Genomic DNA, 19,797 nt, shown 5'->3' with positions numbered 1-19,797 from the left:
CGGCGCGCGCCGCTTGTACAGAAGGAGTCGCCGGTGATCGACCGCTACACTCGCCCCGAAATGGGACACATCTTCTCCCTTGAGAACAAGTACGCCATCTGGCAGGAGATCGAGGTGCTCGCCTGCGAGGCCCATGCCGAGATGGGCAAGATTGGCATCACGCGCGAAGAGGCCGCGTGGATTCGCGAGCACGCCAAGTTCAACAAAGAAGAGGTTGACGCCATCGAGGCCGTCACCAACCATGACGTCATCGCGTTCCTCACCAATATGGGCGAGTATATCGACGCCGAGGTGCCCGAGGGCGAGCCCAAGCCAAGCCGCTGGGTGCACTACGGCATGACCAGCTCCGATCTGGGCGACACCGCCCTGTGCTATCAGCTGGTCCAGGCTACCGATATCATTATCGAAGACGTTCGCAAGCTGGGCGAGATCTGCCGCCGCCGCGCCTTTGAAGAGCGCGAGACCCTGTGCGTTGGCCGCACCCACGGCATCCACGCCGAGCCCATGACCTTTGGCATGAAGTTTGGCAGCTGGGCATGGGAGCTCAAGCGCGACCTGGATCGCCTGCTCGATGCACGCAAGAACGTCGCCTTCGGTGCGATCTCCGGTGCGGTGGGCACGTACAGCTCCATCGACCCGTTTGTTGAGGAGTACGTCTGCGAGCGCCTGGGCCTGGCCCACGACCCGCTGTCCACCCAGGTCATCTCGCGCGACCACCACGCCTATCTGGCCGGCGTTCTGGCAACCACCGCTGCAACCTGCGACCGTATCGCCACGGAAATTCGCAACCTGCAGAAGACCGATACCCTTGAGGCCGAAGAGCCGTTCAAGAAGGGTCAAAAGGGCAGCTCTGCCATGCCCCACAAGCGCAACCCCATCACCCTGGAGAAGGTCTGCGGCCTGTCTCGCGTGGTGAAGGCGAACGCCCAGGTCGCCTTTGACAACGTCGCCCTGTGGCACGAGCGCGACATCTCGCACAGCTCCGCCGAGCGCGTGGCCCAGGCAGACAGCTTTATCGCCCTTGACCACATGCTCAACTGCCTTATCCGCATCGTCGACGGACTCATCCTGTACCCCGCGCGCATGCAGGCGAACCTCAACCTCACCCGCGGCCTCATCTTCTCTTCCAAGGTCCTGCTGGCCCTGGTCGACACCGGCATCACCCGCGAGGACGCCTACAAGATCGTCCAGCGCAACTCCATGGCGGTCTGGGACGATGTCCACGCCGCGGTCGACGGCCCCAACCTGCGCGAGCGCCTGGAAGCAGACCCCGAATGCACTGTTTCTTCCGAGAAGCTGGATGAGATTTTCGATCCCTGGGATTTCCTCACCCGCATCGACGTGGTGTTCAAGCGCCTGGAAACGCTCTCCTTTGAGGAGTAAAGCCTCCCTTATATGCATCTGCCAAGGCCTCGGGGCACATCCCGGGGCCTTTTTCATGCCCCGCTCCTCGCATTTGAATCGATCTTATAACCCTGGTAGAGCATGCCGGCGCGCCCTATACGCCCAGCACGCTGACCGCGCATGAAAAACCCGGCACCTTGCGATACCGGGTTAAACAATCTCTGGAGCGGGCAACGGGACTCGAACCCGCGAGTGTCAGCTTGGGAAGCTGATGCCTTACCACTTGGCGATGCCCGCAAAATGAAAGCCATCTCTGGCCGTTTGATAAGTATATCCCGCACCACCTGAGGCGGCAAGACTTCATTTCCCGACCGCGGAGTTCCTTTATTTCTCCGGGTTGGAACATACAAAGCATACTTTTGAACTACCGGCGTGCGCTTTTGATGATAAACCGCACCCCTTGATAACGGATATAGAATCCAAGCACCGTGCTCGGCAGGCATCGACCTGCACGTTCGTTATACCTGTAAGAATCTTCGATACGCACGCCTACACATTTGGAACGTTCCATATCACCTTGGGGTGCAAAGACGCGCTTAGGCTCCTTTCTCATCCGCACACTATACGCGCGAGAAAGGACATGCCATGAACCACCACCCACCCAGCTGCAGACAATCGCTTCTCACCCTCATGCCTTCCTTTAATCCGCCCGCAGCGATTCTAGGCCTTGTCATCTTTGCCGCAGCCATTGTGGGTAGCCTTACACCCATTTTCCACCTTGTGGCTGCAGACACCGGTAAGGCAAAGATCATTGAAGTTGCCGAAAATGAATTTGAGGACGAGGGCTACGCCCCATCTATCGACTTCGACACCATAACAATCGAAAACGGCTGGGTGGAAGAGACCGATGTTTCCAAGTACTACAGCACGTCTGGAGGCACGGAACCCAACCCTGACGGCTCCAGACCGGTTGTGGCACCACGCGGAAAAGGCTATGCCTTCTTTATCGATGAGAGCACACCGAAGGATTCTCGTCCAACCCTGCGCTATTCCGGCGGATCATACGGAAAAGACAACGTAGACGCGCTTGTTACGCTGGTAGATTGGGATTATCTAGAACCAACCTGCGGTTGGGACGAGTTTCCCGAGGTTAAGGATCAGTGGTTTGAGGAATTCCGCACTGGCGTCTTTGTAAGCGACCTCTGGCGCTCTGGTGCAGACGATGAGACCGGTTATCAGAATTTCAACTTCTACACCGTGGGACTCGCCAACATTCGCGTCGATGTCTCCTGGGTCTACGCGGGAACCAATACGCCTATTGAGCTCAAGGGGCATATGACCTGCATGGATCTGGACGTTAGTCAGTCGTTTGGATTTGGCGGATCCGTTACCCAGGCGCGCGTTGTCTCCAACAACGACCATCTGTCGATCACCGATGACCAAACGCGCGTTCAGAGCGAGAACACCGCGCTTGATGATCAATACAAGCGCAACCCAGAAGAATATCGCATGGGTCTAGTGGGTGCGTATTACGACACCACGGCGGAAGGAAAGCTCAAGACACCCACCGAGCTCTACTTTGGTGCCAGCTGGCGGGGCCTGGGAACAACCTGCGTCTCCTTCTTCGCCATGACCTCGGAGTTCCTCACACTGCCCAACCCAGAAGACGACATACCGGAGAATCCGCCCGCACCCGTGAAATCCGCCGACAAGACCAGCGGCGTCTCCCTTGGCGACCAAGTCATCTACACCATCGATTTCACCGCGCACGAGCAGGGCGTTAATTGTCGTGGCGGATACCGATATACCAATCTCGACATCATCGATGTCTTGCCGGATGAGATGCGCTACGTCGACGGCTCCGGCTACCTCACCGATGAAAGCGGCGCCCGCATAGAGAATGCCGGTCGCGTCATCTACGAAGGCGATAACGAGAACCCAGTGGAAAACACGGTTCGCTTCGAGTTCTACCCCGATTACCTGCAGACTATGAAGATGGAGGGCGAGCATTACTTCTTTATCTTCAAAGCGGAACTGACCGAATACCCAAAAGGCGGCAAGCGGCTGGACGGCCACCTCTTTGTTCGCAACTCCAGCTATGCGCTCATCAACCAAAGCGGCAAGCTTCCCTCGAACAACGTGAACACGCTGTTGGTAGAACCCGTGCTCTCCGTCGACAAAACCGCAGACAAGTATGAATACCAGGTGGACGATACCATCACATACACCGTTGTGTACAAGCAGACCGCCAAGAACGCCCAGGCGCGAGAAGCCATCATCTCTGACAACCTCCCTGAAGGCCTTGAACTTATAGCCGACTCTGTCAAGGCAACCGGCTTGAAAGACCTGCCCGATCCAGATATCAACGAGAACAAATGGTCCTACTCGTTTGACAAGTTCAACTATGGCGACACCATCACCGTTACCTATCAGGCACGGGCGACAAGCCACGGCAACGGGCAGGAGATTGTCAACAACGCCTCGATCCACGCGAACAACGCTGCCGACCAAGATGATCCAGCCGAAGTATGGATCAACTCCGCCGCCCTCGACATAACAAAGGAAGTCGATAGATACGAAGGCTATGTTGGCTCGTCAGATATCGACCCGGGATTTTTCGAATACACCGTGACCCTTAAGAACGCCAAGCGCGGAACCATCGCGAACGATGTTGTGATAAGCGATGATTCGCTTCCTAAAGAGATGCCGGTAGGTAGAAATAACGACGGAGCGCTGCGCGTCGAGGTGAAGGTGGACGATGGCTCTGACAACACCATGACATGGGTTGGAGATAGGGCCGAAGGAAGCTTTGCCGACGTAGCATATCCCATAGGCGACGATGATACCGTCCACAACCAAACGGCGCCCCAACCCGTTACCTGGAACCTCGACCCATCGGGCACCGGATGGAAGCTGTCCTTTGACCATCTGAACGATACAACCACTGTGACGGTCACTTACCGTGCCTACCCGCAAGACGCCGCGTCTGGCTGGGAGGTTGAAAACAAAGCTATCGCCCAGGCGGATAACTCAAGCAAGGATGAGGATACCGCGCTGATCTGGATCAACCAGCCCCACCTCGCTGTTGATAAGGAAGCTAACCTTGAGTCCTTCTCCGTTGGCGACCATATTGTCTACCACGTGACGGTAACCAATGAGACACCCGGTACCCTTGGTCGCGACCTGGTGATTTCAGACCTTGCCCACACCGAGGGCGTCGAGTTGATTCGCGGATCGATACGCGTATACGACTCACGCAATGAGGACATCACCGATGAGTGCACCATTTCTAACAAACACGGCCAGGAAACCTTTATTGTCCAGACGCATCGCGACATCATCAACAAGTCGGACTCCAGAAGTCTATGGAAGGAGGGCGAGCTGCAAAACGCAAAGGGGCGCAATCCCCTCGACGGTGATGGAGAGACCTCTATAACGGTCGAGTACCAAGTTGCAATATCGGACGCTAAGCTTGCAGGCAAGGCCATCGACAACACCGCGCTCGCCGTCACCGATGAGCCCAACACGCAGACAACGGATGACGAAGTGGTGAACGTTGATGGCGCCAGGCTGATTGTTGAGAAGTCATCCGACAAGCCAACTTATCACGTTGGAGATGTGGCTGAATACACCCTGGTGATTCGCCAAACGCGTGAAGCGGGAATCGCACGGAAGGTTGTGATACATGATGCTTTTGACCAGGTAGATCTTGCATCTATTGTTGAGGGCAGCATTGTGGTCACCGGCCCAGACGGCAACGCGGTTGATGTTGAGCCGGAGTTTATCGTCCAAAAAGATGAGCGAATCACCGGATTCGAAATACCCACCGGCATTGATCTGGAGGACGAGCAAGCAATCACGGTCTCTTACCAAGTCAACATGGAGGCTCCCGCCCAGATGCTCGACAACAAGGTGAGAGCCCAAGCGGAAGGATCATTGGAAGGCGTAGACCAACACAGCGTAGAAATTCTTGAAGCAAAGCCTCAGGCCTCAATCTCCAAGACCGTACAAAACGAAAATCTCGCACTTAATGAAACCGCACGTTATACGGTAAAGGCAACGCTGAGCTCCGCCAAAGCTGATAACGCCGTCATCTCTGACACAAGCCTGCCAAAAACGACCCCTATCGATTTCGATAGCATCACGGTTACCAAGAACGGGACCCTGCTTGAGGACGAGGTCAAGCATGCTGACAATGGATTCAGCATCGCATGCGGAAGCCTGGCGGCAGGGGATGAGATCGCGATATCCTACAACGCAACGCCATCCGACCCTTCGCTCAAGGGTGCCTCCATTGTCAACGTGGCCACCTTGGACTTTGATGGTCTTGATGAGCCGCTAGCAGACGACGCCGTTATTCATATCGAAGACGATACGGACGATGAGCCGGGAGATCCGGACACCCCGGATAACCCGGCTCCCGACCGCCCAGACAATCCTAATGGCCCGAACGATGTCGATGAGCCCAGTAATCCCGATCAGCCTGACACGCCGGGAACCGATGATCCGGATAAGGACCTTGGTAAAGACCTTGGCAAAACCGGTGATTGGCTCATGAGCAATCTACCCACGGTAACGGTTCTTGGCGTTGCGATATGCATATGCCTCGCCGCCATCATCACCCACAAACGTCCCCGTCACTAATCAAAGGGTGCGCCTGGCAACCGCTGGGCGCACCCCGCTTGGATAAGGGAACCTATGCATTCAGTAACCCATAGAGCGCTTCGATTCTTGATATCAGCATGCGCTGGCTGCGCCGTTATGGTATCGGGCTTTTTCGGATGGTACCTGCAACCGCTCATCTCAGCCGACATAGAATATGAACGCTTGAGAGCGTTCTCCAAACCGATGGACCCAAACGCAATCGATAATCGATCGAACTCACGCGAGAACGGTCACGATGCCAAGGACACGGGTGCCCCTCCGCGTCCAAGCGCTGAGTTATTGGAGAACAGCAGGCACATTGATTGGGATGCGCTCTCGGCTATAAACAAAGACGTTATCGGCTGGATCTACGTCCCCAATACGCCAATCGACTACCCTATAGTGCAAGCACCCGTGAACGATTCGGAAAAGTACCTGCGAACCACCTTTGAAGGCTCCGTAGCCTACCCCAACAACCAGGGAGCAATTTATCTGGACTCAGACAACGCTGACGATGGTCTCTCCTCTTCCGCCCCCGTCATATACGGCCACTACCAGCTCAACGGCTCGATGCTCTCATCCTTCTCAAAGAATGATTCGGTCGACGAGCTTTCAAGACATGACCAGGTATTTCTCTATACTCCTACCACCATGTTTCACGTAGAACTATTTGCGGGAAATATCGTTGACGCATCGACGGAGAAGATTAAGACATCATTCACCAGTCGGCAGGCACTTGCTTCATGGATAAAGGAAAAGCTGGACGAATCGGAGGCCGTTCTATATCGGCCATCCTCAATCGACCAGCTCTTCACGTTTGTAACGTGCTCATATAGCAGATGGAAGGATCAGCGAACGTTAACGTACGGCATGGTTATAGAGTCAGCATCAGCAGAGGCCGTTGAATACTACTCTGCGGATGAACCGGCGTCGGTTGATTGAGCGTCAGCCGCCTGGTCCGCATCCAATGAATCGTCAACGTTTTGACTCTCGTCGCCAGCCATCTCATTGCGCTCCGCGGCATCCTCTGCATACGCCTCCTGCCGTTCCGCGCGAACGTCCTCTGGAGTGGACCATTTAACGCCAAGAACATAGGAAACACCAAAGCCCAGGGCAACGGCTGTGGCCGCCCCTATAAGATATGCAACCCAATGTTTACGGATAAAGGCGAACACGGTACCTCCTGCCTTCGGACTTCCTCTATGCTATCAGCTTTTGCTGACATGGTAGCAATTACTCGCAGTGGACACACAAGCCAAAATATAGATGTGCTCAATCAGAAAAGTGGGTAGACGGCTTTCAATACATGTTGAACGGGATGAGTGCCTGTCACCTCTCACTACCGAAAGGATCCGCCATGAATCAGCCCTCCTACGAGCTCTTCATCATGCCTACCTGCCCATTTTGCCTTAAGGTTCTTTCGTTCATGAAGTCCAGGGGGATCGAGCTGCCACTCAAAGACACCACGGCCGACCCCGTCGCCCGCCAGAGACTTCTTGATGTTGGAGGCAAGACCCAGGTCCCCTGTCTCTTTATCGATGGTAAGCCCTTGTATGAATCGAACGATATCATCGACTACCTCGACAACGCCTTTTAACAGATGATCTTGATAGCAAAGGACCCCACTTGCGAGCGGGGTCCTTTTTCTCGGCGCAAATGCGATGGAGCGCTAGTTAGGAACGCCTGATGACCTCGGTCACCACATCGGCAACCTTGTTGATGTTCTCATCGTTCACGTTGTAAGGCATGTCTTCCTCACTGTGAGAACAGGCGAAATGCGCGCCCTCGATACCGGCGATGGTCAAAGAGCGCAGGCTCATATTCATCGCCGCATGTGCGTCCGTATTCACATACGGCATATCGACGGCGCCGATTTCATGATGGAAATCGCTAGAAACCTGCTGAACGAGCTTCATGATGCGCTTATCACCCTTGAGAGCTCGGGAATCGCCTTCGGATGCAAGCATTGCAACCTGGCCGGCGCCGACGCTCTCGAGGTTAATCAGAAAAACGCCGCGCAGCTTATCGCGATGAGTCTCAAGGAACGCCTTGAGACCGGCGTTGCCGCACTCGGAGGCGCCAGTGGCAACAAACCAAATGTCATGGCCAAGCAGCTCATCATCACCCATGGAGGTGATAGCGTCGCGAAGCTCAAGCTCAGTTACGCCGTCGACGCCCGTCGCGCCGCCCTTCCAGCCGTTATCATCTCCGTCGAAGTTGTCCCAAGAGCCAATTTCACCGCCGCTGCGCTTAGCGTCGAAGTCATCATCGACTCCAAGCCACTCGCTCATGCTTTCCTGCTGCTTCTTCTTGCGACCAAACAGGCCGCCCAGGCCGCGGCGCTGCTTCTTGGGCTGCGGGGCGGGGGCCTTAATAGTCTCAAAGACCTGCTGTTCTTGTACGGGAGCGGGAGCGGGCGTGGGCTGGGGAGCTGAGCTCACAACGGAGAAGCCCCTGCTGGCTGCAGACGTGGTGGAGGGGGAAGCCGACGCAAAGGGATCGGCGGGCTTCACCGAGGGGTCGGGCAAATCAAACAGCGGAGACCTGTTCTGCGACGCATTCTGTTGCTGGAACGCCTCGATGCCGGGAACCGCGGGGATACGGCGGGCGTTCGCGGGAACAGAGATATCCGGCACGTTGATTGAGCGCGGCGGAACATGAACCGCGGGCTGCGGCTGTGCGATCTGGGCCATAAGGGAATCCACCGTCTCCACGGGGCGACGAGGCATCGTGTGCTTGGTGGCAGTCGGCATGGGCATAGCTTGAGTCGCACCCGGCTTCATGACGTTTTGCGGCATCTGGAACAGCTGGGTGTCAGCCGTCACGTCAACCATGGGCTGCTCGACAGGCTGAGCCTCGCTCTGACCATCGACCGTAGAATCACTCGGCTCGACCGATTCGGCATCCCCATCGGACCCTACGCTCGACTCGTCTGCAGAATCGCCTTCCTCGACAGCGTCGATGGAGACAGACTCAGCAACTTCCTCTTCCATATCCACAAGCTCGGACTCGGATACAACGCCCTCGCCATTGAAGGAGTTTTCGCCCTCCACTTCATCGCCATCGCAAGCTTCAGCTTCCTCTGCAGGCTCCTCCTCAGAAGCGCCCTCGGTATCAGCGTCCTCATCATCGATGTCGAAATCACTTGCATCGGCGTCATCGACGGCGTCAATTACCTCATCGATATCAGAGGCTGCCTCGTCGTCATCAACGATTTCGTCGTCCTGCAAGACCTCCTCAGACGCCTCTTCAGCGGCGACGTCCTCAACACTTTCATCGATCTCGTCATACATGCCGTCGTCGATGATTTCGTATTCAGCTTCAAGAATATAGTCATCCGCATCATCGGCGTAATCAAGGTACGCGCTATGCATGGACTGGTCGGACTCATCTTCATACCCATCAAACGAGTCCTCGTCGTCCTGCTGCCCCGTCGCCTCATCCTCTGCGTAAGCGGAGGAGCCGCCAAACTCTGCCGGAACCGCCCACATGGACGTTTGGTCGACGCGCTGGGGTTCAAGGTCCTCCTCGATGGGCGCCTCTTCATAAGCAGCGGATTCAACCGTCTGAGACTCATAGCTCTCATCCGTAAGAGGCGTGTAGGCCTCATCGTCCTCATACTCAGAAGCGGGATTATGGGAAGCGGGCACGCCATCGCCGTCCACCGGCGTCGGCGCAACCTCATGGTAGCCAGCAACGGGCGCGGGCACATCTTCTACTTGACGCGCGGAGCTCTCGACCGGCTGAAGCACAGGCTGAACAGCAGCCGGCACCGCGGGCTGGACAGCCGGCTGGACAACGGGCTGGGGCTCCGGCTTCACGGGAGGAACAGCGGAAGCTCCCGCCTCGTACTCGATTGCGCACGCGGACGAAACCATGCCAAGGGCGCGAAGAACCTCAACGCCATAGCGAATATTGCCCGATGCGTTGATGGGGAGAGCGGGGCCCTCGGGCTCGGCAGATACTGCGGGTGCAGCGGACTGCGCCTCGGGCGCAACCTCAAACGCAACGGTTTTATCAGCGGAAGCGGCCTGCGCAGAGCCCTCCACTTGGACGTCGGTATTAAGCAGAGCCGCGGCAAACTGCTCGGAGGTCATGGCGACGGTGGAGCCCGGGTCAGCCACGGGCTGAGATACGGGCTGCACGGCAGCGGCGGCTTGGTTCGCACGGCGGGCGGCCTCGACGCCCGCAGCTACCATGGTCTCGGCATCAAGTGCGGACCACATGGCGGTGGCGGCAGCGTCGGAAGACTCCTCGTCCTCATCATAAGCAGCGACGGACGGGGTAGACGCATCAACGGCGCTTGCCTCATCCTGCTCCTCAACCTGCTCGTCCGCAGGGGCGGCCGCGCCATACTCATCCTCAAAGTCCGCATCCACGGCGTCTTGGTCAACCAGCTCCATAACGGGGGCGTAAGAGCGCTGCTCTTCCATGTACTGGTCAAACGGAACGTCGCCGGGGAACTCGTTGACACCCTGGTACGGGGAGACCGCATCCATAACGCCAAGCATGGCGGCAACGGAAGACTTGTTGCAGACGGAACCGGACGTGTACGGAAGCACAAACTTGTTGGCTATGATCGCCACGGCGTTGGCAAGGGGAACCAGCGCGACAATGATGGCGAGGATCCAAAGCACGATCTTTGCCGGGGCGGGCACTGGCAGAAGGCGCACCACAGCCAAAATCGCGGGGGCGATCATGGCGAAGGGCAGCAGCTTCACCAACATGGGCCGATAAGAAGCATAGGGCTCCTGCGACAAAAGGTCCGCGCGCGGGGAATCGTAGTGGGCGACCACCACAACCGGGCGGTTACGCGGAGACGCCAGGGGGCCAGAGGCCTTGTGGTATGCGATAACGTTTTGACTCAAGCCGCCGGCTCCCATGTTGGAGAGCACGGGATGGCCGGAGCGCTCCATGACAAACAGCACCGCGCCGGCGAGCGCGATGATGACGCCCACAATGCCGACGGCGCCGCCGATGCCCATAAGGACCGCGCCCACAAAGACCATGATGCCCATAGCTGCTTGGGCAACCTTTTCGCTGGAAGAAGCGCTAAATTCCTGAATCTCGGGCTGAAAGCCATGGTCTCTGAAGATATCGGCAACGATGTCAGCGGCTGCACGCTCCTCCTCGCTGCATGCCGGCGTGATGCCGGTGTTCTGCAGCAGGTGGTTGAGATACTTTTGGGTATTCGCCATGAGGGCTCCACATCATCTTATAGTTACATGTAGGCACACCGCTCCCACGGTAAGCCTGTATATAGTCGAAAGTATACCCTTACTTATTGGTAGCTGCAGCAATTCGCAAGAACGCTTGATTCTGTAGAAAGGTCCTCCTATGACAAAAACGCCCACGCCCCCAGCCGGGCGCGAAGTGCAGCAATCCGCCCGCGAGAACGACCGGCAGGACGCCGTCCACCGCATTCTCAACCTGCTCTTTATCCTCAATGCTTCGCGCATACCCCTTACCACCAGCCAGATTTTGGACGATGAGGAGCTTGGATACTCGGCCGCAAAGCGCGAGTCCGCCATGAAGCAGTTCAAACGCGACCGGCAAAAACTTGAAAGCCTTGGCATTGTAGTCGCCGAGGTCAAAGAGCGGGGAGCGTCTGAACGCGAAGAAAGTTCTTGGGCGATCGACCAGGAACGCACGCACGCCGTGCCGCGCCTTATCACCGCGGACGATGCCGACCTGCTTGCAAAGGCGCTGACAGACCATCTCTTAAGCCCCGGCCTGCCCTACAGGCGCCCGCTCGAGCACATTGTCGCAAAACTCACCTCTGCGCGCGGACTCACGCCGCCGGACCTTCCGGGGCTGCTGGACGCCTCGCAGGACAACGTGCTCGAAGCAGTGTGGACCGCCTTTTCGCTGCGCCTTAAGCTCACCTTTGAATATGAAAACGCGCGCGGCGAGGCGACCAAGCGCACCGTATGCGTCTACGGGCTCTTCTCCGTTAAGGGCGTGTCGTACCTCGCGGGCTTGGACGAGAAGAGCTCGCAGGTGCGCACCTTTAGAATCGACCGCATCCAGCGCGTATGGAAACCAAAGGGCACCTACTCCGTCCCCGCGGACTTCGATGTCACGGATTTCCTCTTCTTCACGTTTGACTTCGAGGGAGCCTCGTCCACACCCGCCGCGCTCAGTTTCCCCGCCTCTGTTCCCCGGGCAGAAATCGAAGCGGTCACCCATGGCAGGGGAACGCTCGCACCCCATGCCGACGGCGTGCGCTGGGACATCGACGTGCGCGACCTCGACGCTGCCGCAGGCTTTTGCCTGGAACACTCTCAGATGGGCATGACGCCCCTGGAGCCACCGCTCCTTATCGACTGTTGGCGAAATCGTATCTCAAAGGCGGTGCAAGCCCATGCCTAGAAAACCAGCTCTACACGGCGATGCCCTTATTGGCACCTGCATCGAGTTGCTGCAGGTGCTGAGCGACTCGCCCACCCAAACCGCGCCGTTTGCACAGACGGCGATGTTGCTGCAGGTCAGCGAAGACCAGCTCACCTCTGCCGTGGACACCCTCTGCGGCCTGGCCCACCGTCAATCCGGTGCGCGCGTGGCCGTCTTCATCGAGGACGATACCATCTCTTTGCTGGGCGATGTTGCGACCTTCCATGCCATCCGCCTGTCGCTGCAAGAGGGCATGGTTCTCGCACATGTGCTCAACCTCCTCAACATCGACGCCAGCGTGCGCGAGCGCGTTGAGCGGGCCATGCTCCCCCTTGAAACCGTCGATGCGACGCCCCAGCCCGACACCATCGGCTCCGTCTCCATCTACGGGCGCTTCTACCAGCAAATCGAAATCGCTATCCAAGACTGCGTCCGCCTTATCCTCACCTATAGAAGCTCGAACGATACCGCGCCGCGCCCCAGAACGGTCGACCCCCTCGCTATCAAGCAGGACCGCGATGCCGCTTACTTGATTGGCTGGGATGTGGAGAAGGACGCGCAACGTCTCTACCGCCTGGATCGCATCGATAACGTTGCCTACACCGATGACTCCGTAGAGATTCATCCTTGGGAGAACGCCAGCATCCAGCAGAGCCTTACCGCCGGTGCGCTCAAAGCGACCGTCTCATTCCCCAGCAAAGAAACCCTCGAACAGGCCGGATGGGCAGGCATAGCGGATACAGACGGCGATGCCGATCAAAACGGCAGGGCACGGGCGACCGTTTACATCGCGGACGAGGAATGGCTGTTTGACCGCGTGCTTGGCTCCGGAGGTCAAATCATCATCGAATCGCCTTCAGACCTGCGCCAGCGCCTGGTAGAGTACGCGCATCGCTTGGCGTCGAGAATCTCTTAAAGCCATATTTTGACGAACGACCGCAAGGGACAAGTAACCCAGGAAGTACCGCCCATGCAAAGAGGGGCCCGGCCGGACCCCTCTTTTTGCTAGCCATCTTGCCCGCTATCCAGCTGTTCCTCGTCCGCACCCGCAAGCAACGCGAGCGAGAGGCGCGACCTTACCCTAGACTTGCCGCGCGCTGCGCCTATTCGTGTGAGGCGCGCCACAGCTTGATGTAGTGACCAACCTGCTCCGCATCAATCCGCTGGAATTGGGACGGAAGCGAAGAGAGAAACTTCTTGCCGTACCCCTTGCTCAGCAAGCGCGAGTCCGCCAGAACCAAGACGCCGCGGTCGGTCGAGGTCCTAATCAACCGGCCTGCCGCCTGCTTAACCTCAAGCACGGCGTCCGGAAGCGAATACTTGGCCCACGCCCGCTCCTCGCGAACGTTGCGCTCGCAAGACAGCGGTTCCGTAGGGTTGGCGAACGGCAGCTTGGGGATCACCACGCAACGCAACGTATCGCCGGAAGCGTCAAAGCCCTCCCAAAATGCCTTGAGGGCGAAGAGGGACGATGACTCCTCGGAAAGGAATCGGTCGCGCAGGCGCTTCACACTTGTTCCGCGCAGCTGGCAGGCAAGCTCCAGCCCCTGGCGCGACAGGCGAGGCTCCACACGGCCATAGAGATCCTCCATGTCGCGGCGATTGGTGAAAAGGGTGAGCGTTGAGCCACCCATCGCCATATGCACATCCACCAGCAAATTCTCCATCGCCGCAAGATACGCATCGCGATCTCTCGGATCCGGGATATCGCCCGCCACCACAACTGCCATGTTCTCCTGGAAGTTATAGCTCGACTCCAGCTGGACGCATGAGAAGCTCCCTTTGGGAAGGCGATCCAGACCAACGGAGTGATTGAAGTGGTCAAACGAGTTGGAGACCGTCACGGTTGCAGACGTAAACACCACGCTGTGCATCTCGGGCAGCCATTGCTCCGCCAGCGCCTCGCCAATGTCCATGCGCTCCGCCGTAAGGGCTTCTCCACCCGCACGGCGAGCCTTGTTGACCTGCAGGGAATAGACGTAATGCTCGTCCGCTCCCTCGAGAACAAGCGATAGCGTGGCCTTCATCTCTTTGATGCGTCGAGCTCCGTCAGCCACCTCTATGACCATCTCCGGATTCTCCGCCCCAACCGACTCCGCAAGCGAGGAAAGGTTCTTTCCCGCCTCGTCCAGCGCATCGATAGCGGTGCGCGCCGTCGGCTCAAAGTACTCCCAGCCACGGTGCTCCCTCAACTCGGGCCCTATCCAGATGTTGGCGTCCGCATAGCCATCCGCCTTGCCGTTTCGGGATAGCTCTCGCACGGCCTCGAAGAGCTCCGCCATTGCAAGCGACGCCCTTGAGGCGCTGCTCGTCGCCTTGGCACCCAGGCCCAGAAACAAGGTGGCGGCGTCGGAGGAGGCCAGAGCATGCGTCAGCCTTCCCAGTGCACCCGACTGAGCCCCGCCCAAGCGCTCGAACACCATGCGCGACTCATCTGCCGAAACGCTTAGCGCCCACTGGCGACGGGCCTCCTTCTCAACCGAATGGGCCTCGTCGATAATCCAATGGCGAATGGGCGGCAAAATCTTGCCATCAGCTGCAACGTTTCTAAACAGCAGTGAGTGATTCGTAACAACAATGTCCGCCTTTGCAGCACGCCGGCGAGCGCAGCGCACAAAGCAGCCCCTGTTAAAGAAGCGGCAATTCCCGCGGGCACATTCCCTTGATGAGGTGGTGAGATCAGCCCTGTTGACGCTCCTCCACCTAATGCCAAGCGAATCCAAGTCACCCGTGGGGGATTGGCAGGCAAATGCATACAGCACCGCTATGGCGGTCAGCGTATCCGCCGGATCTCGGCTTGTAGTGATCTCCCTGCCAGCAGCCAGGGACTCGAGTTTGAGCAGGCACGGGTAATGATCAAAGCCCTTAAGCGCGCAAAACGAGAGCCCGCCATCTAGCTCACGAGCAAGTTTTGGCAGCTCTTGATACATAAGCTGGTCGGTAAGGTTGTTCGATTTGGTCGCGATGCCAACTGTGATCTTGTTCCTTTTCGCCGCCTCTGCAGCTGGGACTAGATAGGCGATTGATTTTCCAACGCCCGTTCCCGCCTCGATGACCCGGTGCGTCGACGTTGCGAACGCATCGCGCACCTCAGACGCCATCACAATCTGCTCCGCGCGGGGCTCGTACGAGGAGTACATGTCGTTCACCAGGCCGCCGGGGGCGTACCTCAGCTCGATCTCATCGCGTCGAGGCATGGTAAGACCCGGAAGCTCGTCCGCATCGATGTGGTCCGGCTCAGCATCCGCCTGCATAACCTGCGCCCTCGCCGCCTCTAGAGAGAACGTCTCGCCCTGCCGCTCGCCAGCAAGGAACGAGAAGATGGGTCGATACGGCCAGCGCACGTCAGGATGCATATCGGCCAGCAGCCTCATCAGACCTCCGGGAAGATCCGTGAGGGCGCACAGCAAGATGCGCCAGACTCCGCAAAGAGCCTCGACATCATCTGATGCGCGGTGAGATACGGCCGAACACCCAAACAGCTCGGCCATGGTTGCCAGCTTATGCGAACTCAAACGGGGCAAAGCGATGCGCGAAAGCGCCAGCGAGTCAATCCAGATATCGCTCACCCTCACGCCGCCCTTGACCGACTCGATAAACGAGCGGTCAAACGTGGCGTTGTGGGCGATAACCGGGCATCCTTGGACAAACTCCTCAAGCGCGGCAACGGCCTCTTCCGCGCGCGGGGCGTGCGCCACGTCAGCGTTGGTAATACTAGTGAGCTCGGTAATCTCCGGCGGGATTAGACCGTTGGGATGCACAAAGGTGTCAAAGCGATCCACCACTTCGCGGCCGCGCAGACGCGCTGCGGAAATCTCTATGAGCTCGTTTTCCGCGCATGAAAGCCCCGTGGTCTCCGTATCAAGAACGATCACATCGTCCTCGATAAGGCCAAAGGAGCGATTCTTGGCGCGCTCGGCAAGCGTTGCGTACTGCTCGATAACAAAGCCGGGGGTGCCCGGAAGCACCACCGCGGCCATGTTGTTGTAGGTGTTGGCGTTCAGATGTATCACTTCTCAGCGCGGTCGATGGCCATCTGGATAAAGGAGGCGCAGACTTCAGGGAACGTCAGATCGTCCGTATGGCGAATCTCATCAGGATAAAGCGACGTATCCGTCATGCCGGGGATGGTGTTGGTCTCAAGGATAACCGGGCCCTCCTCAGACACAATAAAGTCGCTTCGCGATACGCTCATGCAGCCCAGCGCGCGATGCGCGGCGCACGCGAGTTCCTGTGCGCGGGCGTAATCCTCCTTAGAGATCTGAGCGGGAATACGGTGGATTTTATCGGGCGAGATATACTTCACGCGAAGGTCGAAGAAGTCTGCGTCCTCCTGCTTGAGGATCTCGACAATGGGCAGGGCGCGCAGGTTATCGCCGCCGTATACGCCCACGGTGATCTCGGTGCCCTCTATGCGCTTCTCTATAAGAACCTTGTCGCCAAAGCCAAAGGCCACATCGATTGCCGCCTGCAGGTCTTGGGCCTTCTTCACATAGGTGATGCCATAGCTCGAGCCGTTAACAGCCGGCTTCACAAAGCAGTGGTCGCTCACCATCGACAGAATCTCGTCCAAATCATACGACTGGCCGCGGACCAGCGAAACTCCAGGCGCAACGGGAATCCCCGCGCGCTCGTACATCACCTTGGAAAGGTCCTTATCTGCCGCAAGGGCGCTCGACGTCACGTCAGATCCGGTGTAGGGGATTCCGCAGAAGTCCAAAACGCTCTGGATCTTACCGTCTTCTCCACCCTCGCCATGCAGCGCGATAAAGGCCACGTCAAACGAACCACCCGTCAGGTCGCTCAAAAACGTCTCAGAAGCGGGGTCGAGCATCTCAACCTCGCCAAAGCCGGCGGTGCGCAACGCATCGACCACGTTTTTTCCGGACGAGAACGAGATCTCTCGCTCGCTCGAACGTCCTCCAGCAAGCACTGCTACGCGCATCTCGGCACGATTGATCTCTGCCATGAGAGCACCCTCCACCTTTCTTGATAGATAGCATGCGTCCAATCTAGGCGTTTTCGCTGTTTTACACGATACGCAGGCGCATCTTTATTTCGCATCCCTTATTGTATAAGCATCTTTACCTATTACCCCCTTTGAAAGGCCGCTAATGGAACGTACAAAACCCCTGCGCGACATTCGATCCCTTTCCGAAGATGACCTGGTCGCCCTCACTAAGGAACTTGGCCAGCCTGCTTTCCGTGCTAAGCAGCTTCGCGAATGGATCTTCGATAAGAACGTATGTTCGTTTGATGATATGACCAATCTGCCTAAAGTCTTTAGGGAGAAGCTGGCTGAATCCTATGGCTTCAACATCCCCGTCGAACGCGCCAAGCAGGTTTCACGTGACGGTTCCCGCAAATACCTGCTCCAATTCAGTGACGGCGTCTCCGTTGAGACCGTTGGCATGCCCAGCAAGAACAAGCTCGCTGTCTGCATTTCTTCTCAAGCTGGCTGTGCTATGGGATGCGCATTTTGCGCTACCGGCATGAACGGCCTCACCAGATCTCTCACCGATCAAGAAATGGTCGATCAAGTCCTTCACGTCTCCCGCGACTTTGGTGAACGAGTGACCAGCGTCGTCTTCATGGGCCAAGGCGAGCCCTTTGCAAACTTCGACAACGTTGTATCTGCACTTCGCAAGCTCAATGCCCCAGGCGGCCTTGAGATCGGTGCTCGCCATCTCACCGTTTCCACCTGCGGTGTCATCCCTGGTATCAAGCGTTTTGCCGAGCTACCCGAGCAGTTCACTCTGGCAATCTCCCTGCATTCCGCCGTGCAGTCCACCCGCAATAAGCTTATGCCGGGTGTAAAGAAGCACACGCTCCTGCGCCTCCACGAAGCTATTCAGGACTACGTCGAGAAGACCGGTCGCCGCCCCACGTACGAATACGCCATGATCGACGGCGTAAACGACAACAACCCCGAGATGCAGGCTCTCATAGACTTCTGTCAGGGCACGCTATGCCACGTCAACTTGATCCAGCTAAACGATGTCCCCGACAGCCCCCTCAAGCCGTCGCCCATGGAGAAGGTCGAGACCCTTCAGCGCCGCCTCACCATGCACGGCGTCGAGACGACCATCCGCAATTCTCGCGGCAATGACATCGACGCCGCCTGCGGTCAGCTTAAGCAACGTTTCGCAGTTAAAAAATCCTCCGACCAGTAGGGGACTCAACATAGAACTGCTCTAAGGACCTGGAGTTTCTCTCCGGGTCCTTTTTCGTTAACTCTACATCAAGCTCGTTGAAAGCAGTGTCACGTATGCGTACTAAAAAGCGGGGACCCTCTTCAAGAGATTCCCCGCAAAGCAATCTGATAATTAGGTACCTAATTAAATCATATCCCATTGTCTCTCAACCCACTCTTGGTTGATTTTAGGATTATGAGTGAGTTTAGCGGTCTTCATCGCCACTTCTTCCGTCATTCCACCCATACGGCTACGAGAACCGGCGAGAAGGTCGCTTTTTATCTCGGTGAGCCTCTCATGAATCTCATCCTTATTTAATGCAACCAGAATGGCAATGCCCGCAGATACCAATGCACTTACTGAGAACACTGCCAATGCAAGCTTCTGATCCCTATTCATCGTCATCACCAGATACCATTGAAGACAATATTCTCGTAAGCTCTTCCTCGTCCTTGAACTCTATCTCAATCTTATTCTTACCACGTGAAGACTTTACCTTGACGTTGGTATTCAATGCCTGACGCAGAACCCTTGCAGCTCTCTTATACGATTGCGGCATAACAGGACGAGGAGTCCTTGGCGTTTCTCCGACCGAAAACAACGGAGCAAGGTTTTCAGTCGCTCGAACCGACAATCCTTCCGCGACCACCTTATCGGCCAACTTGATTCGCTGCTCTTCATATGGGACGGCGAGAATTGCGCGTGCATGTCCGGCAGTAAGCCTTCCATCAAACAAATACTGTTGCACTGGCTCTGGCAAATCCAAAAGTCTCAGGGAGTTTGTGATGCTCGAGCGCGACTTTGAAACTGCCTTTGATAATGCCTCCTGGGTCATGCCGCTCGCTTTAATGAGCTGCCTATAACCCTTAGCTTCTTCAATCGGATTAAGATCGGACCTCTGAAGATTCTCGATCAAAGCAAGCTCGAGCATCTTCTGATCATCGACTTCTTTGACGATCACGGGAAGCTCTTCAAGGCCGGCTATCTTAGAGGCTTGATATCTACGTTCACCTGCAATGATTTCATAACCCTTACCCTTCCTCCTCACCAGAAGAGGTTGAAGGACACCGTTCTCACGAATAGAATCCGCAAGCTCATTCAAGAGCGTTTCATTGAAATGCGTTCTTGGCTGATTTGGATTAGGATTAATCCTATCAATGGGAACCTTGGTTCCTTCCTTCTGCTCAACAAAGCCAGTCTCAGACTGGGCTTCACCCATAAG

Annotated in this window: 13 protein-coding genes and 1 tRNA gene; 7 read left to right on the top strand and 7 right to left on the bottom strand. The window is 57.0% G+C overall.

Annotated elements, in window-relative coordinates:
* Positions 1-33 precede the first annotated feature (33 nt).
* Positions 34-1,383, top strand: coding sequence for an adenylosuccinate lyase (gene purB / locus B3H65_RS01840; protein WP_286683896.1), 1,350 nt, complete (start codon positions 34-36; stop codon positions 1,381-1,383).
* A gap of 183 nt (positions 1,384-1,566) precedes the next feature.
* Here the strand turns inward: purB and B3H65_RS01835 are convergent.
* Positions 1,567-1,641 (bottom strand) — tRNA-Gly (locus B3H65_RS01835).
* 348 nt (positions 1,642-1,989) lie between these two features.
* Here B3H65_RS01835 and B3H65_RS01830 point away from each other — a divergent pair.
* Together B3H65_RS01830 and B3H65_RS01825 are read left to right on the top strand one after the other, a co-directional pair.
* Positions 1,990-5,988 (top strand): isopeptide-forming domain-containing fimbrial protein, encoded by a 3,999-nt coding sequence (locus tag B3H65_RS01830; protein WP_286683895.1) that lies wholly within the window; start codon positions 1,990-1,992, stop codon positions 5,986-5,988.
* Positions 5,989-6,042: 54 nt separating this feature from the next.
* On the top strand, positions 6,043-6,930 hold the full coding sequence (locus B3H65_RS01825) for a class B sortase (RefSeq protein ID WP_286683894.1): 888 nt from the start codon (positions 6,043-6,045) through the stop codon (positions 6,928-6,930).
* Here the strand turns inward: B3H65_RS01825 and B3H65_RS01820 are convergent.
* Entirely contained in the window at positions 6,897-7,163 is a 267-nt protein-coding gene (locus tag B3H65_RS01820) for a hypothetical protein (RefSeq protein ID WP_009142024.1), read from the bottom strand. The two genes, B3H65_RS01825 and B3H65_RS01820, sit on opposite strands and share 34 nt — an antisense overlap.
* A 182-nt stretch (positions 7,164-7,345) precedes the next feature.
* Between B3H65_RS01820 and B3H65_RS01815 the strand changes: the two genes are divergently transcribed.
* Positions 7,346-7,585 carry a glutaredoxin family protein gene (locus tag B3H65_RS01815; RefSeq protein ID WP_286683893.1) on the top strand — a complete coding sequence of 80 codons (240 nt, stop codon included), beginning with the start codon at positions 7,346-7,348 and terminating at the stop codon, positions 7,583-7,585.
* A gap of 76 nt (positions 7,586-7,661) precedes the next feature.
* Here the strand turns inward: B3H65_RS01815 and B3H65_RS01810 are convergent, their stop codons facing one another.
* Positions 7,662-11,186, bottom strand: coding sequence for a M28 family peptidase (locus tag B3H65_RS01810; protein WP_286683892.1), 3,525 nt, complete (start codon positions 11,184-11,186; stop codon positions 7,662-7,664).
* Between the two features lie 139 nt (positions 11,187-11,325).
* Here B3H65_RS01810 and B3H65_RS01805 point away from each other — a divergent pair, with 139 nt between their 5' ends.
* Positions 11,326-12,360: a helix-turn-helix transcriptional regulator gene (locus B3H65_RS01805; protein ID WP_286683891.1), complete on the top strand. Its 1,035-nt coding sequence runs from the start codon at positions 11,326-11,328 to the stop codon at positions 12,358-12,360.
* A complete protein-coding gene (locus tag B3H65_RS01800; protein WP_286683890.1) occupies positions 12,353-13,297 on the top strand; it encodes a helix-turn-helix transcriptional regulator in 945 nt (314 codons plus the stop codon). The genes B3H65_RS01805 and B3H65_RS01800 overlap by 8 nt, the downstream gene beginning before the upstream one ends.
* Positions 13,298-13,484: 187 nt before the next feature.
* Here B3H65_RS01800 and B3H65_RS01795 read toward each other — a convergent pair whose 3' ends face one another.
* Both B3H65_RS01795 and B3H65_RS01790 read right to left on the bottom strand, forming a co-directional pair.
* Positions 13,485-16,361: a helicase C-terminal domain-containing protein gene (locus tag B3H65_RS01795; RefSeq protein ID WP_286683962.1), complete on the bottom strand. Its 2,877-nt coding sequence runs from the start codon at positions 16,359-16,361 to the stop codon at positions 13,485-13,487.
* Between the two features lie 29 nt (positions 16,362-16,390).
* Positions 16,391-17,350 (bottom strand): D-alanine--D-alanine ligase family protein, encoded by a 960-nt coding sequence (locus B3H65_RS01790; RefSeq protein ID WP_286683889.1) that lies wholly within the window; start codon positions 17,348-17,350, stop codon positions 16,391-16,393.
* A gap of 145 nt (positions 17,351-17,495) precedes the next feature.
* Here B3H65_RS01790 and rlmN point away from each other — a divergent pair, with 145 nt between their 5' ends.
* Positions 17,496-18,554: a 23S rRNA (adenine(2503)-C(2))-methyltransferase RlmN gene (gene rlmN / locus B3H65_RS01785; protein WP_009142017.1), complete on the top strand. Its 1,059-nt coding sequence runs from the start codon at positions 17,496-17,498 to the stop codon at positions 18,552-18,554.
* 165 nt (positions 18,555-18,719) lie between these two features.
* On the opposite strand, the gene B3H65_RS01780 is transcribed toward rlmN, so the two are convergent.
* Together B3H65_RS01780 and B3H65_RS01775 are read right to left on the bottom strand one after the other, a co-directional pair.
* Positions 18,720-18,974 carry a hypothetical protein gene (locus B3H65_RS01780; protein WP_286683888.1) on the bottom strand — a complete coding sequence of 85 codons (255 nt, stop codon included), beginning with the start codon at positions 18,972-18,974 and terminating at the stop codon, positions 18,720-18,722.
* Positions 18,967-19,794, bottom strand: coding sequence for a ParB/RepB/Spo0J family partition protein (locus tag B3H65_RS01775; RefSeq protein WP_286683887.1), 828 nt, complete (start codon positions 19,792-19,794; stop codon positions 18,967-18,969). The genes B3H65_RS01780 and B3H65_RS01775 overlap by 8 nt, the downstream gene beginning before the upstream one ends.
* Positions 19,795-19,797 lie beyond the last annotated feature (3 nt).

The sequence above is a fragment of the Collinsella sp. UBA1693 genome (assembly GCF_002320115.1).
GTDB classification, from domain to species: Bacteria; Actinomycetota; Coriobacteriia; order Coriobacteriales; family Coriobacteriaceae; genus Collinsella; species Collinsella tanakaei.
This window is presented reverse-complemented; position numbering and strand designations above follow the sequence as displayed.